A 13,621-nucleotide genomic window follows, 5' to 3' on the forward strand; every position below is an offset into this window, starting at 1 on the left:
TTGATCATGCCTGATTCGGGGACATCGAGTTACGCATTGAGCAGGCAAAATGCCAATTCATGTAGTATAACTACAAGCGTGCTACATCCCTGCCCATAAGAAGAGTCCAGCCCCTTGAATCTGCTGCAACACATCGCCCAGTCACGTCACCTGTTACGCAAGTCGGAGCTCAAGGTCGCCGACCACGTGCTGCTTGACCCTGCGGCCGTGATGCACAGTTCCATGGCCGATCTGGCCCACAGCGTCGGTATCAGTGAGCCGACCATCGTGCGTTTCTGTCGCGCCATCGGTTGCTCGGGCTTTCAGGATCTGAAACTGAAACTGGCGCAAAGCCTCGCGGCCGGGGCCAGCTTCGGCCAGTTCGCGATCCACGAAGACGACTCTGTCGCCGATTACAGCCTGAAGATTTTCGACACCACGCTGCACACCTTGATGGAGGTTCGCGAGAAGCTCGATCCGGTGGAGCTGCAGCGTGCGGTAACGCTGATGTCCCAGGCCCAGCGGGTCGAATTCTATGGATTTGGTGCCTCGGGTGCGGTGGCGGCGGATGCGCAGCACAAGTTCTTCCGCTTGCTGCTGACAGCGGCGGCGTATTCCGATCCGCACATGCAGGCGATGTCGGCCGTGACCTTGAAGCCGACCGATGTGGCGATCTGTATTTCCCAGTCGGGGCGCTCCAAGGATTTGCTGATTACCGCCAATCTGGTGCGTGAAAGCGGAGCGTCGTTGATCACCCTTTGCCCGAGCCAGACGCCGTTGGCGGAATTGTCGACCGTGAACCTGGCGATCGATGTGCACGAAGACACCGAGATCTATACGCCGCTGACTTCGCGGATTGCCCACCTGGTGGTGATCGACGTGTTGGCAATGGGCGTGGCCATGGCGCGTGGGCCGAGTCTGGTCAATCACCTCAAGAGTGTGAAACGCAGTTTGCGCAGTTTGCGCTTGTCGCCCAAAGCCGTGAAAGCCTTGGATGACTGATGTCATCACAAGGTCGTTCCGACCTTGATCGCGAGCAGGCTCGCTCCCACAGGGGATCTCCCTGTGAACACAAATTTCCATATCATGTCGAGATCAAATGTGGGAGCGAGCCTGCTCGCGAAGGCGTCCTCAACCACACCGCACATTTGCGAAACTTTCATCAGTCTGTAACCCCGGCGCAGCCAAACCGTCATCCTGTCTGCCTATCCTGAAACTCCCGTCATCGCCTTGGGAGACTCGAAATGGCTCAGCCCTACGAAGAACGCAACAGCGCCGCGAAAACCCGCCGTCAGCAGGAAGACCAGCGCCGCATGGAATTTCGCCGCGCGATTGAGGATCGCTTCGAACTTCGCCAGCTTCAGGCTGAAATCGGCGATTTCCCCGAGATCACTCATTGGCAGGCAGCGCCCGCAGCTTCCCGTCGAAACGCTCAACCAACGCGCTGATCTGCGTGCGCTCGCTGCGGATAAACGCCAGGAAGGCGTGCGCCACCGGTGACAGCCGTTTGGCTTTGGCCTGCACCAGGCACCAACTGCGCAGCAGTGGCAACTCTTCGACCGGCAGCTCGACCAGCCCGCCGGTCGCCAGCTCCAGGTTCAGGGCGTGGCGCGTCAACAGCGCCAGGCCCAGACCCGCCAGTACGCATTCGCGCTGAGCTTCGGCCGAGGCCACTTCCTGGGTCTGGGTGAAATGCACGCGCTTTTCCTTGAAATACTCTTCGCACGCCAGTCGCGTGCCTGAGCCAGATTCGCGGATCAACAGCGTGTAGGGCTCAAGGTCCTGTAGACGCAGCGGCCCCAGATGTGCCAACGGGTGATCCGGACGGGCCACGGCGACAATCGGGTTGTTGAGAAATGGCAAGAACTCCAGGCCCATGTCCTGCGGCACCATCGACATGATCACCAGATCGTCGCGGTTGTCCGACAGGCGCCGGATCACCTGGCCACGGTTGACCACGGTCAGTTGCAGGTTCACTTCCGGATGCTGGCGCTTGAAAGCGGCGAACAGGTGCGGCACGAAGTATTTGGCGCTGGATTCCACCGCCAGTTTCAGCTGACCCTGTAGCGAGCCCTGCATATCCGACAGCTGCATATCGAGGTTTTCCAGCCGCCCGAAGATGTCACGACTGGCGCGCTGAAGGGCTTCGGCGGCCTCGGTCATGTAGAGTTTTTTGCCGACATAATCGAACAATGGCTGGCCGATCAGCTCTTCGAGCTGACGAATCTGTAGGCTGACGGCCGGTTGGGTCAACGACATTTCTTCGGCGGCGCGGCTGTAAGAGCGCAAATCGCACACTTCATTGAAGATCTGCAACTGACGCAACGTCATACGCATCAATGACTTACGCATTTTATTCTGGCTCTGGGCACAAGCGGATGCTTCAACTATAAGTGTTTACTTATGCCTGACCCAATTTTTATTCATTTTTGTTAATCCCTTGTGAGCGCTAGTGTGGGCCTGCGACTGAATTGAAACATTTGGTCACGCGTCGACCTGCTCTAGCAGGTCGTGGTGCCACCGGCTCAAGGGAACCTCCAAGTGATAAAAAAGATCCTGATCGCCAACCGTGGTGAGATTGCCGTACGAATCGTACGAGCCTGCGCCGAAATGGGCATTCGCTCGGTGGCGATTTTCTCCGACGCTGATCGCCATGCCTTGCATGTGAAGCGTGCGGACGAGGCCCACAGTGTCGGTGCCGAGCCACTGGCTGGCTACCTGAACCCGCGCAAGCTGGTGAATCTGGCGGTGGAAACCGGCTGCGATGCGCTGCACCCCGGCTACGGTTTCCTCTCCGAGAACGCCGAATTGGCGGAAATCTGCGCCGAGCGTGGTATCAAATTCATCGGCCCGTCGGCGGAAGTCATCCGGCGCATGGGCGACAAAACCGAAGCGCGCCGCAGCATGATCAAGGCCGGCGTACCGGTGACGCCTGGTACCGAAGGCAACGTTGCCGGTATCGAGGAGGCACTGATCGAAGGCGACCGCATCGGTTACCCGGTGATGCTCAAGGCCACTTCCGGTGGCGGCGGCCGTGGTATTCGCCGCTGCAACAGTCGCGAAGAACTCGAACAGAACTTTCCCCGAGTGATTTCCGAGGCCACCAAGGCTTTCGGTTCGGCGGAAGTCTTTCTGGAAAAATGCATCGTCAATCCCAAGCACATCGAAGCGCAGATTCTCGGCGACAGCTTCGGCAACGTCGTGCACCTGTTCGAGCGTGACTGCTCGATCCAGCGGCGCAACCAGAAGCTCATTGAAATCGCACCGAGTCCGCAACTGACTCCGGAACAGCGCGCCTATATCGGTGACCTGTCGGTGCGGGCGGCCAAGGCGGTGGGATACGAAAATGCCGGTACCGTGGAGTTCCTGCTCGCCGAGGGCGAGGTGTACTTCATGGAGATGAACACGCGGGTGCAGGTGGAACACACCATCACCGAAGAAATCACCGGCATCGACATCGTCCGCGAGCAGATCCGCATCGCCTCCGGCTTGCCGCTGTCGGTCAAGCAGGAAGACATCCAGCACCGTGGTTTCGCGTTGCAATTCCGCATCAATGCGGAGGATCCGAAGAACAATTTCCTGCCAAGCTTCGGCAAGATTACCCGCTACTACGCTCCCGGCGGTCCGGGCGTGCGCACCGACACGGCAATCTATACCGGCTACACCATTCCGCCGTTCTACGACTCGATGTGCCTGAAGCTGGTGGTCTGGGCACTGACCTGGGAAGAAGCGATGGACCGTGGCCTGCGCGCCCTCGACGACATGCGTCTGCAAGGTGTGAAAACCACCGCCGCGTATTACCAGGAAATCCTGCGCAACCCGGAATTCCGCAGCGGCCAGTTCAACACCAGCTTCGTTGAAAGCCACCCGGAACTGACCAACTACTCGATCAAGCGCAAACCCGAAGAGCTGGCCCTGGCCATCGCCGCCGCCATCGCCGCCCACGCAGGCCTGTGAGGAATACCCGAATGAGCAAGAAGATCTTCGTAACAGACACCATCCTGCGCGACGCCCACCAATCGCTGCTCGCCACCCGCATGCGCACCGAAGACATGCTGCCGATCTGCGACAAGCTCGACAAGGTCGGCTACTGGTCGCTGGAATGCTGGGGCGGCGCGACGTTCGACGCCTGCGTGCGCTTCCTCAAGGAAGACCCGTGGGAGCGTCTGCGCCAACTGCGTGCGGCGCTGCCCAACACACGCCTGCAGATGCTGCTGCGCGGGCAGAACCTGCTCGGTTATCGCCATTACAGCGACGACGTGGTCAAGGCCTTCGTCGCCAAGGCTGCGGTCAATGGCATCGATGTATTCCGCATCTTCGATGCCATGAACGATGTGCGTAACCTGCGTGTCGCCATCGAAGCGGTGAAGGCGGCCGGCAAACATGCGCAAGGCACCATCGCTTACACCACCAGCCCGGTGCACACCATCGATGCCTTCGTGGCGCAGGCCAGGCAAATGGAATCCATGGGTTGCGATTCGGTGGCGATCAAGGACATGGCCGGCTTGCTGACGCCATACGCCACCGGTGAACTGGTGCGCGCGTTGAAAGCCGAACAGTCGCTGCCAGTGTTCATCCACTCCCACGACACCGCTGGCCTGGCGGCAATGTGTCAGCTTAAAGCGATCGAAAACGGTGCCGATCACATCGACACCGCAATCTCCAGCTTCGCTTCCGGCACCAGCCATCCGGGCACCGAATCGATGGTCGCCGCGCTCAAGGGCACCGAGTACGACACCGGTCTCAATCTGGAACTGCTGCAGGAAATCGGTCTGTACTTCTATGCGGTGCGCAAGAAGTACCATCAGTTCGAAAGCGAGTTCACTGCCGTCGATACCCGCGTGCAAGTCAACCAGGTGCCGGGCGGGATGATCTCCAACCTCGCCAACCAGTTGAAAGAACAGGGCGCACTGAACCGCATGGCCGAAGTGCTCGCGGAGATCCCGCGGGTGCGTGAAGACCTCGGCTTCCCGCCGCTGGTGACCCCGACGTCGCAGATTGTCGGCACCCAGGCGTTCTTCAACGTGCTGGCCGGTGAGCGGTACAAGACCATCACCAACGAAGTGAAGCTCTATTTGCAGGGCGGCTACGGCAAGGCGCCGGGCGTGGTCAACGAGAAGCTGCGCCGTCAGGCGATCGGCAGCGAAGACGTCATCGACGTGCGTCCGGCGGACCTGCTCAAACCGGAAATGACCAAGCTGCGTGCCGACATCGGTGCACTGGCCAAGTCCGAGGAAGACGTGCTGACCTTCGCCATGTTCCCCGACATCGGCCGCAAGTTCCTCGAAGAGCGCGCTGCCGGCACCCTTACGCCCGAAGTGCTGCTGCCGATTCCGGAAGCGGGCGCGGTCGCCTCGGTGGGCGGTGAAGGCGTGCCGACCGAGTTCGTCATCGACGTCCACGGCGAAACCTACCGCGTCGACATCACCGGTGTCGGCGTCAAGGCCGAAGGCAAGCGTCACTTCTATCTGTCCATCGACGGCATGCCGGAAGAAGTGGTGTTCGAGCCACTCAACGAATTTGTCGGCGGGGGCAGCAGCAAACGCAAACAGGCTTCGGCACCGGGCCACGTCAGCACCACCATGCCGGGCAACATCGTCGATGTGCTGGTCAAGGAGGGTGACACCGTCAAGGCTGGCCAGGCTGTGTTGATCACTGAAGCCATGAAGATGGAAACCGAAGTCCAGGCCGCCATTGCCGGCAAGGTCGCCGCGATCCATGTGGCCAAGGGTGACCGGGTCAATCCGGGCGAAATTCTCATCGAGATCGAAGGCTGAGATAACCGCCGCGATCCAACGCTTTAAACCTCGGGGGAGCATGTGCTCCCCTTTTTTTTGCCTGCGATTTTGCCGCTATTACGCAGATCCCCTTGTAGGAGTGAGCCTGCTCGCGATGGGGTCGTGTCAGTCAATGATTTATCGTCTGATATACCGCTATCGCGAGCAGGCTCGCTCCTACACAGTAACGCGTTCTGTCAGAACGCCATGCGCCACTGACCCGCCACGCCATACGTTCGGCTGTCATTGCCCATTTCGCCGGTTAACCCTACACCGAGGGTGTGCGCCGCCGACAGTCCGAGATCCAGCCCCGCCTCCATGGACAGACTGTTTCGATCCAGCGCGGCACCGGCCACCTCGAAACGCTTGCCGCCCTTGAGCAGTTGCTGGCGGGTATCGCTTTCGATCTCGCCGAAGGTGTGTTTCCAGCCCGCGCTCAGCCGTGGAGTCAGGTGCATGCCGTTATCCAGCGAATTGATCTTCGCAACCCGCAGGCCGAAGGTGCTGCTGAAATTGTCACGGGTCTGCCCGTAGACTTTCAGCGCCGCGTCGCCGCCCTTTTCGCTGTAGGTGTCGCGCTGATAGCGCTGATAACCCAGGCTGGCGAAAGGCTCGAGGGTCAGATGGTCGCGGCCCAGATTGAACCCGGCCTCGGCAAACGCCTGTTGAGTAGTGGCGTCGTAGTTGCCTTTGAGGCGATCACTGAAGCCCTTGAAGGCGACCCGCCGTGTGCTGCTGCCGTCATGGCGGGCGTAGGTGGCGCCGAGGCGCAGAGACAACGGGCCGTCCTGGCGCACGGCGTAGGCGCCGAGATGCCAGCTGTCGAGATCACCATCGTATTGACGGGCATCGAGCTGCGTCTGTGATTTGCCGCCGAGCAGGCCGACATGCCATTGCTCGTCGAGTCGCCAGTCGGCGCCCATGACCAGGCCTTGGGTGGCGTGCTTGAGAGTGGTGTCGACGTTGCGATCAACGTTGCCGCCATGACCCAGCGCCTGAATCCAGACCCGACCGGAATCTTCGCCGCCCGCCGCTTGGCGAGGTGAGCTGCGCGAGCCGTAAGTTGCGCCGGAACGGTTGTCCAGTTGCCGCATCGCCGAGAGCATGCTCGCACTGACCGGCATGATGCTGTTCAGCGTGGCTTTGGCGAGGTTGGCGTTGCTGCCGGCGGCGAGTTGTTCCAGCGCAATGGGAGCAGTGGTTTTATCGCTGGTCAGCAATGCAGCGACGGCTGCGTTAGCGGGTTTCGCAAGCTCGACGATTGGCTGTTCGGGCGCCTCGTCAATTTGTGCGGTGACAGTCTCGTCAAGCATTGGCGAGGGCAGAGGGGCGGTTGATGAAGATGCCACCGGACCTGCAGCGGGGGTCGATGCAACCGCTGATGCCGGTATCGCGGATGGCAGTGCCGATGCTGATGGCGACGGCGATAGAGGGGCTGTCGGCGCTTCGATAATGCTTTCGGCAATTGCCCGGCCGTTGTCTGTGGTGGCAACGCTCGGCAGCTCTACCTCGTTGCGAGCGTAAGTCAGTCCGACGGATTTCTTGTTGTACTGGGCTGTGGCGGTCATGAACGCCAGATCGTTCTCGATCCTGCCGAACTGGCCTTTCACCTCGCGCGCTTCAATGATTTTGTATTGGCTGCTTTGTGGATATTCACCGGGAGCTGCAACGATTTTCAGGGTGGCGCCTTCCAGCTGGGCGGTGCCATCGACCTTGATAGTCTGAGCGCCGCCGGGAGTAACCTCGTAAGCCAGTTCGGCAGTGGGGGACAAATGCAGATTGCCTTTCACTCGCGGACTGCCGAGGGCTTCATTGACGGTGAGCAACCCGTCGACCTCAAGATTTCCCACTGTGCCTTTACCTGCGAAGCCGCCGCCCTTCTGGACATAAACATGACCCTTGATGCTTCCAAGGTTGGTCAGGGCTGCGCCGCTGTTTACCAGCACGCCTTCCTGAAAACTACCTTTTGGGCTCAGCGTCCAGTCGCCCTGGGCGATGAATAGTCCATTGAAGTTGCGCGTGTCGCTCAGCGTGCCGCCGTTCGCAGCATCCAGGAGCAGCACGTTATCGCCCTTACCCCCATCCAGCCGGCCAGTGAAGCTGGCGCCGTCCTTGAGAATGATCAGGTCGTTGACGTCGGTACCGTTGAAAGCGGTTTCCGGTGCTGTGAAGGTGATGGGGACCGTGCTCGCGTCGCTGAGAAAGCCCTGAAGTCGTTGCACGGCTTTTTCTTTAGGGCTTGTTTCCGGCACCTCGGTCGCGTCCACGCTTGGGGGCGGCTCGGTGCCTTCAGCGGATTGCTCGGCGTTGGCCAGTGCTACGCAACCCATTGCCAGCGAAATAGCCAGAGCCAAGTGTTTTGGTGCGAATACGTATTGAGCGGTCATCGAGTTCAACCTCCTTGTATGGAGGCCCCAACTCTATTGATGCACCACAAAAAGCGCTGTCGGCCGCTTCCCGTAGCCATGCAGCCGACGTCGGATCATTCTGTAGTAAATCCTCACTGGATTTCGCAAACAAAGCTTTTGCGCCGCGGCGCCTGTTCTTTTTCCTACAGCCGTTCATTACCGCAGTGGTCGCCTATAGCACATGACCAAGTGCTGCATCGTTTTACGCATGCTGAAGCGCTCAAGTGGTTATCTGCATTTTGTTGCAGATTCACCCGCACATGAAGCTGCTTGAATGCACTATATTGCATCTATTGAAGATTTTTCCTCCTTGACGCGCATTAAAATGCACATTGGACCGACATGCATAAGCTGACGCTACAGATTTTCACCGCCGGGTATTGGCAGGACGCGATGGTTCTCAACTTCGATGATCCTGAAAAAGGCTTCGAAAGCCGCTGCAGTTTCGGTTACGAGGCGGGCTATCTGTTGAATAACATTGAATCCATCGGGTCGCCTTTTTCCAAAGCCGTGAGCGCCCTCTATCCTCTGGATTGGGATGGTCAGCGCTCGAAAACGCCAGCCTTTGTACATGACATCGCTCCGGCAGGCGCAGCCAAGCGATTTCTGCTCGCTCGCTTAGGCCAGGAAAGACCCGCTGAGATCAGCCCCGATCTGTTTCTGCTGGGCCGCCGCACACCGGCTCCCATTGGCAACATGCGAATCAAGGAATCGGCAGAAGCAGTCGATGAAAGAAGGCCGATCGGATTCAAGCGCGCGGAGGTTATCCACCGCGACAACCGCTTTCTTGAATACGCCTACGAGCAGGGTGCGGCCATTGGTGGCGCGACAGGAGCGGGCGGTGAAGCTCCGAAACTTTTATTGGCGCAGAACCATGCCGGTCTTCTGTATCCGGATGCAGTGCTGGATGACGTTGACGTCCAACAGCACTGGTTCGTGAAATTTGCCAGAAACAAGGGGGGGCAGACCGATCAGGACATCCTGCGCAGTGAATTCCATTACTACAAAGCGTTGCAGATATTGGGAATCGAAACGGTCGCGGCAGAAGGCCTTGCCTTGGAAGAGGCGAACAAACCGAGTTTGTGGATGCAGCGTTTTGATCGAGAAGTTAAGGACGGCGCAGTCAGCCGGTATGCCGTCGAATCGATTTACTCCCTGGCGGGAGTGACGACGCCAGGCAGCGCCATGAATCATCTGGAAGTCATCCGCATGCTCGCCGGGTTCTGGCGCCAAGCGGGGCAGGCCAGCCAGATTCCTGCTCTGGTCGCGGATTACCTTCGCCGGGATCTGATCAACAAGATCCTCGGAAACTCGGATAACCACGGCCGTAACACGGCGATCATCCGTCGGGAGAACGCATTTCAACTGGCACCGATTTACGACTTGGCCCCGATGGTCATGGATGACGAAGGTGTGACCCGTACGACCAAATGGCCAAAAGAGCTGGAGCGGGCGGGAGATGTCGATTGGCGAGGTGTCTGTCGCATATTGGCCGATAGCGCAGATCCGGACGAACCTTTGGCAGTACTTGATGCCTCGGAGCTGTTCGATGAATTACGCGCGGATGCCCGACGTCTGGCCGCGCTGCCGGATATTCTCGCGGCCAGCGGTTTGCCCGCCAGAACCATGAACCACCCGGGCATTCATCTGAAAAACCTCGAGCAACGTTTGAAAGAGTGGGACCTGCAATGAGCCTGACCGTCCTCGAGCGCACGGCGCTCATCGAAAGCATTCAGGAATCGCTGGCCCAAGGTACCTTGGAAATCGGTGACGCCGTGCGCCGCTTGCGCGTGGAAGTCACTGGTTTGCATCAGACCCAGTTCGCGAGGATGTGCAAGATCTCTGTCCGCACCCTGGTACATATCGAACACGGCGAAGGCAATCAGACCCTGAAATCACTGAACGCCGTGTTCCGCCCATTCGGCATGAAAATGGGCGTTGTGCGGATTCGCCGGGACAACCTTTGAACCGCGTCGCCGCCCTCAGCTGCGCCGCACATACGCCTTGCCGTAGTGCCGCTCCATCCGCGCCTGGATGAGTTCCAGCCCGATCGACATCAGCCAGTAGATGATCGCCGCGGTGGTCAGCATCTCGATGTAGCGATAGCTCGAACGGCCATACGATTGTGCGAGAAACATCACTTCCCAGACGCCCATCACCGAGATCAGCGAGGAGTCCTTGAGCATCGAGATGAACTGGTTGGTGGTGGGGGGAATGATAGTGCGCATGGCCTGGGGCAGGGTGATGCGCCAGAAGATCACACTTTCACGCAGGCCCAGCGCCAGCGACGCTTCGCGTTGGCCGTGGTCCACGCCAACGATGCCGGCGCGGAAGATTTCGCTCAGGTAGGCGCCGTAGTTCAGTGACAGGGCAATGATGCCGGCGACAATCGCGCCGGGCACGATGCCCAGTTGCGGCAGGCCGAGGTAGATCAGCAGGATCTGGATCAGCAACGGCGTGCCGCGAAAGAACGAGGTGTAGAAACTGGCGATGCCGAACGCCACGGCGCTGTTCGACAGACGCGCCAGAGCGGTGACGAAGCCCAGCAGTGACGAAGCGATAATTGAGCAGGCACACAGGAACAGCGTCAGCGCTGCGCCTTGCAGAAAGCCATTAGGCGCCAGTTTAAGACCGACAAGATTGGGCAGCTTGTCGAGGATGATCGCAAACTTCAGATCGAAGCTCAGAAAAAATCCGGCAAACAGGCAGAACAGCGCGAACCAGGTCAGGTACAGCCGGGTGCGAAAGCCGAACAGCCGTTGCAGGCGTGACTCAGCCACCGGTTGCGGTGGCTGTGGCGGGGGCGGAAAAGAAGTCATCGGCTGATATCGGCGCCGATCCATTTCTGCGAAAGCTTGCTCAGCGTGCCGTCCTGTTTGAGCTGGGCAAACACCTCGCGCACTTTGCCGTCCCACTGTGGATCACCTTTTTCGATGGCCACCGAGTTTGGCTCGGAGTACAGCGATTCGCCGGCCAGTTTGAAGCGTGAGTCCTGGTTCAGACGCGGCTGCGCGGTGACCAGATTGGTGAGGATCGCATCCAGCCGCACCCCGGCGCCCAGGCCGAGGTCCTGGAAGGCGACGTTGTCGGTGTCGTAAGGCGCGATCTGCACATCCTCGAACGGATATTGCAGTTGCGTGTCCTCGGCGCCTTCGATGACCAGGTTCTTGTTCAGATAGCTTTCATAGCTGGAGGCGCTGGTCAGGCCGACTTTCTTGCCGCTCAGGTCTTTGGCGCTGTGAATGCGCTCATCCTTGGCGTTGACCACGATCACCGCTGGCGAGGCGTAGTACTCGACGGGGAAGTCGAACACTTCGGCGCGGGCCTTGCTCGGGGTCATCGAGCAAATGCAGATGTCGTAGCGCCCGCTCCAGCGGCCGGCGGCAATCACGTCCCAGGACGGTGTTTCAAGGCGCAACTTGACCCCGAGTTTGTCAGCCACGGCTTTCGCCACGTCGACGTCGAAGCCGTCGAGCTGATTCTGCTCGTTGAGAAACGAGAACGGCGGATAGCTTTCCATCAGCACGCCGACCAGCTCTTTTTTCGCCTCGATGCGATCCAGCGTCGCGCCGCCGAAGGCTTGGGTAGAGGCGGCCAGTATCGTCAGGCCCAGGGCCAATAGCGGTTGGAATTTCACAGTCGATCCCTGTTGAAAAAAGAGGTTGTTATTAACCGAGTGGTGCGTATTAAATAGTTATAAGAACGACTCTGATAGTGAGTTATTTTCATAAGCATATGAGTGAAAAGCATATGGGCGCAGCAGAAACGGTCATTCTTGATGGCGGCATGGGCCGAGAGTTGCAACGCGCGGGTGCGCCGTTCCGCCAGCCCGAGTGGTCGGCATTGGCACTGAGCGAGGCGCCGCAAGCGGTCGAGGCCGTGCATGCCGCCTACATCGCCAGTGGTGCCAACGTGATCACCAGCAACAGCTATGCGGTGGTGCCGTTTCACATTGGCGAGGCACGATTTGCCGCTGAAGGCCAGGCGCTGGCGGCGCTGGCCGGGGAGCTGGCGCAGCGTGCGGTGCAGGCGTCGGGCAAAGCCGTGCGAGTGGCCGGCTCGTTGCCGCCGCTGTTTGGCTCGTACCGTCCGGACCTGTTCGAAGCGGATCGCGTGACCGAGCTGCTGACGCCGCTGGTCCAGGGGCTGGCTCCCCACGTCGATCTATGGCTGGCGGAGACCCAGAGTTCCATCGTCGAGGCGCGCGCCATCCACGCCGGTCTGCCGAAGGATGGCAAGCCATTCTGGCTGTCGTTCACCCTCAAAGATGAAGACACCGATGAAGTGCCGCGCTTGCGCTCCGGTGAGCCTGTGGTCGAAGCGGCTGCTGCGGCGGCGGAACTGGGTGTGCAGACGCTGCTGTTCAATTGCAGCCAGCCGGAAGTGATTGGTGCGGCGATTGATGCGGCGCGCGACACTTTCCAGCGTCTTGGGGTGGCTATCAATATTGGCGCTTACGCCAACGCCTTTCCACCACAGCCCAAGGAAGCCACGGCCAACGACGGACTCGATCCGTTGCGCGATGATCTCGATCCGCCGGGTTATCTGCACTGGGCGCTGGACTGGCAACAGCGCGGCGCCAGCCATCTGGGCGGCTGCTGCGGGATCGGGCCGGAACATATTGCGGTGCTGGCGCAAAAACTCGGTAGCTGAGCAAATACAAATCCGAAATGTGGGAGCGGGCTTGCTCGCGAAGGCGGCTGCTCAGTCAGTGTTTGCAGTGACTGACACATCGCTTTCGCGAGCAAGCCCGCTCCCACAGTGAGGTATTGTCAGATTCAGCTACGGCAATCGGCCAAGGTTTTCAGTTGCCCCGACGTGGTCTGATTCGCCTCTGACAGCCAACGCTCAAACCCTGCGCCGATCGCCGGCCACTCCGAATCCAGCATCGAAAACCACGCCGTATCACGGTTCTGTCCCTTGACCACCATGTGCTGACGGAACACGCCTTCGAAGCTGAAGCCCAGACGCTCGGCGGCGTATCGGGAGCGGGCGTTGCCGTTGTTGCACTTCCATTCCAGCCGACGGTAGCCGAGTTCGAACGCGTACTTGGCCAACAAATACACCGCCTCGGTACTTTTGGGTGAACGCTGCATCGGTGCGCCGAAGGTGACGTGGCCGATTTCGATACGGCCCTGCGCCGGGACAATCGACATCAGGCTGAGAATGCCCTGCACCTGACCCGTAGCGTTGTCGATGACGCTGAAAAAATACGGGTCGCTGTTGGCCGCGTGGTTGTTCAGCCAGGCGTTGAACGCACTGCGCTGCGCGAACGGGCCGTAAGGCAGATAATCCCAGAGTTTCGGATCAGCGCCGGGGCCTTCGAGGGCGGCGTACAGTTCGTCGGCATGACGCGCCGGATCGAGTTTTTCCAGACGAATGAAGCGGCCCTCGAGCAGGGTGGCGGAAGGGGCGGGTACGCCTTTCCAGTCAGCGAGTGAAGCGGTCATGCGCATC

General features: G+C 59.7%; 12 protein-coding genes. 7 read left to right on the forward strand and 5 right to left on the reverse strand.

Features of this window, described 5'->3' with window-relative positions:
- Positions 1–114: 114 nt before the first annotated feature.
- A complete protein-coding gene (gene hexR / locus HU739_RS18030; RefSeq protein ID WP_007962240.1) occupies positions 115–981 on the forward strand; it encodes a transcriptional regulator HexR in 867 nt (288 codons plus the stop codon).
- A 242-nt stretch (positions 982–1,223) separates the two neighbouring features.
- Positions 1,224–1,427, forward strand: coding sequence for a PA3496 family putative envelope integrity protein (locus HU739_RS18035; RefSeq protein ID WP_186546158.1), 204 nt, complete (start codon positions 1,224–1,226; stop codon positions 1,425–1,427).
- Here the strand turns inward: HU739_RS18035 and HU739_RS18040 are convergent.
- Positions 1,369–2,331, reverse strand: coding sequence for a LysR family transcriptional regulator (locus HU739_RS18040; protein ID WP_186546157.1), 963 nt, complete (start codon positions 2,329–2,331; stop codon positions 1,369–1,371). The genes HU739_RS18035 and HU739_RS18040 overlap by 59 nt on opposite strands.
- 189 nt (positions 2,332–2,520) lie before the next feature.
- Between HU739_RS18040 and HU739_RS18045 the strand changes: the two genes are divergently transcribed.
- Together HU739_RS18045 and oadA are read left to right on the forward strand one after the other, a co-directional pair.
- Positions 2,521–3,936, forward strand: coding sequence for an acetyl-CoA carboxylase biotin carboxylase subunit (locus tag HU739_RS18045; protein WP_186546156.1), 1,416 nt, complete (start codon positions 2,521–2,523; stop codon positions 3,934–3,936).
- 11 nt (positions 3,937–3,947) lie between these two features.
- Positions 3,948–5,756 carry a sodium-extruding oxaloacetate decarboxylase subunit alpha gene (gene oadA, locus HU739_RS18050; RefSeq protein ID WP_186546155.1) on the forward strand — a complete coding sequence of 603 codons (1,809 nt, stop codon included), beginning with the start codon at positions 3,948–3,950 and terminating at the stop codon, positions 5,754–5,756.
- A gap of 197 nt (positions 5,757–5,953) precedes the next feature.
- Here oadA and HU739_RS18055 read toward each other — a convergent pair whose 3' ends face one another.
- The gene (locus HU739_RS18055) at positions 5,954–8,143 is read right to left on the reverse strand and encodes an autotransporter outer membrane beta-barrel domain-containing protein (RefSeq protein WP_186546154.1); all 2,190 of its coding nucleotides are present in this window, start codon (positions 8,141–8,143) and stop codon (positions 5,954–5,956) included.
- A gap of 363 nt (positions 8,144–8,506) precedes the next feature.
- Between HU739_RS18055 and HU739_RS18060 the strand changes: the two genes are divergently transcribed.
- Together HU739_RS18060 and HU739_RS18065 are read left to right on the forward strand one after the other, a co-directional pair.
- Entirely contained in the window at positions 8,507–9,856 is a 1,350-nt protein-coding gene (locus tag HU739_RS18060) for a HipA domain-containing protein (protein ID WP_186546153.1), read from the forward strand.
- Positions 9,853–10,131 carry a helix-turn-helix domain-containing protein gene (locus tag HU739_RS18065; protein ID WP_186546152.1) on the forward strand — a complete coding sequence of 93 codons (279 nt, stop codon included), beginning with the start codon at positions 9,853–9,855 and terminating at the stop codon, positions 10,129–10,131. Before HU739_RS18060 ends, HU739_RS18065 begins: the two co-directional genes overlap by 4 nt.
- A 15-nt stretch (positions 10,132–10,146) precedes the next feature.
- Here the strand turns inward: HU739_RS18065 and HU739_RS18070 are convergent, their stop codons facing one another.
- The gene (locus HU739_RS18070) at positions 10,147–10,983 is read right to left on the reverse strand and encodes an amino acid ABC transporter permease (RefSeq protein ID WP_186546151.1); all 837 of its coding nucleotides are present in this window, start codon (positions 10,981–10,983) and stop codon (positions 10,147–10,149) included.
- Positions 10,980–11,801 (reverse strand): ABC transporter substrate-binding protein, encoded by an 822-nt coding sequence (locus tag HU739_RS18075; RefSeq protein ID WP_186546150.1) that lies wholly within the window; start codon positions 11,799–11,801, stop codon positions 10,980–10,982. Before HU739_RS18075 ends, HU739_RS18070 begins: the two co-directional genes overlap by 4 nt.
- Before the next feature lie 113 nt (positions 11,802–11,914).
- Here HU739_RS18075 and HU739_RS18080 point away from each other — a divergent pair, with 113 nt between their 5' ends.
- A complete protein-coding gene (locus HU739_RS18080) occupies positions 11,915–12,817 on the forward strand; it encodes a homocysteine S-methyltransferase family protein (RefSeq protein WP_186546149.1) in 903 nt (300 codons plus the stop codon).
- Between the two features lie 125 nt (positions 12,818–12,942).
- Here HU739_RS18080 and HU739_RS18085 read toward each other — a convergent pair whose 3' ends face one another.
- The gene (locus tag HU739_RS18085) at positions 12,943–13,614 is read right to left on the reverse strand and encodes a GNAT family N-acetyltransferase (protein ID WP_186546148.1); all 672 of its coding nucleotides are present in this window, start codon (positions 13,612–13,614) and stop codon (positions 12,943–12,945) included.
- Between the last annotated feature and the right edge of the window lie 7 nt (positions 13,615–13,621).

Source organism: Pseudomonas hamedanensis (assembly GCF_014268595.2).
Classification (GTDB): domain Bacteria; phylum Pseudomonadota; class Gammaproteobacteria; order Pseudomonadales; family Pseudomonadaceae; genus Aquipseudomonas; species Aquipseudomonas hamedanensis.